This window comes from Methylosinus sp. Sm6 (assembly GCF_019802345.1).
In the GTDB taxonomy this organism is placed as follows: Bacteria; Pseudomonadota; Alphaproteobacteria; order Rhizobiales; family Beijerinckiaceae; genus Methylosinus.
This window is the reverse complement of sequence record NZ_JAINDZ010000116.1, coordinates 1-1,214: the sequence shown is the minus strand read 5'-3', so window position 1 is coordinate 1,214 and position 1,214 is coordinate 1. Positions and strand designations below refer to the sequence as shown.

The 1,214-nt window shown below is 62.9% G+C and carries 2 pseudogenes; one reads left to right on the top strand and one right to left on the bottom strand.

The window, feature by feature from the left end:
- Positions 1 to 98: 98 nt before the first annotated feature.
- A pseudogene (locus K3F48_RS23775) lies at positions 99 to 434 on the bottom strand (transposase); the annotation flags it as partial.
- 53 nt (positions 435 to 487) lie between these two features.
- On the opposite strand from K3F48_RS23775, the pseudogene K3F48_RS23770 reads away from it, so the two are divergent.
- A pseudogene (locus tag K3F48_RS23770) lies at positions 488 to 1,126 on the top strand (IS630 family transposase); the annotation flags it as partial.
- Between the last annotated feature and the right edge of the window lie 88 nt (positions 1,127 to 1,214).

Here is a 1,214-nt window from a genome sequence, read left to right as displayed (position 1 = left end):
CAAGGAGCCGGACGCGTGGCCCGCATATCCGGTTCTGTGAGAGGCGCGGCGGAGAAATCCCCGCGCCTACTCGACGCGCGACAAAATCGCGGCGACGATCATGCTGCCATCACGACCTCTCCACAACCAAAATAAGCCTCGTCTGGCGTGCGGGCGTCGAGGCTCGAATGTGGGCGCCGCTCGTTATAAAAGGCCAGATATTTGGCGATGGACGCGCGCGCCTCGGACACGCTGTCATAGGCGCGCAGATAGACCTCCTCATATTTGACGCTGCGCCACAGCCGCTCGACGAACACATTGTCACGCCAGGCGCCCTTGCCGTCCATGCTGATGGCGATTTTCGCGTCGAGCAGCACGCTCGTGAAGTCATTGCCGGTGAACTGGCTGCCCTGGTCCGTGTTGAAAATTTCTGGTCTGCCATGCTTCGCTAGTGCACTGACGCCGACACAGGATTCACAATTGCGGCTCGGCGTGCGAGTCTGGGCTCATGGCCCAGACTGTCAGCATCATCCTTCGGGACGAAGACCGTGAGCGCCTGGACGTGATCGCCTCCGATCGCTCTCGGGCGCTCAAACATATCCAACGAGCAAAGATCGTGCTCTTTTCCGCCGAACGGCTCCCGGTTCTGGAGATCGCCCGGCGCGCAGGCGTCAGCCGTCCGGCGGTCTGGCGTTGGCAGCAGCGTTATGCCGAAGAAGGCGTCGACGGCCTGTTGCGCGACAAGACCCGCAAACCGGGCCGCGCGCCGCTCGAGGCAAAGCTCGTCGCCAGAGTTCTCGAATTGACCTGCTCGGAGCCGCCCGGCGCCGCCACTCATTGGACGGGCCGCGCCATGGCGAAGACCATGGGGATTTCGCTGCGGGCGGTGCAGCGCCTCTGGGAAAAGCATCGCCTCCAGCCGCATCGCATCCGAACCTTCAAGCGCTCGACCGATCCGCAATTCGCCGAGAAGGTCGAGGATGTCGTCGGACTCTACATGGACCCGCCGGCTCACGCCGTCGTGGTCTCCATCGACGAGAAGAGCCAGATCCAGGCGCTCGACCGCACCCAGCCAGGCCTGCCGCTCAAACCCGGAAAATGCGGGACCATGACCCACGATTACAAGAGAAACGGCACGACCACCCTGTCCGGGGAATGCGTCCGGCGGCTCTTCTTCGTCATCGAATGCTCCTGATTCGCAGCGAGAAGCCTCGCCGCTGTCAGGCAGAAAATCC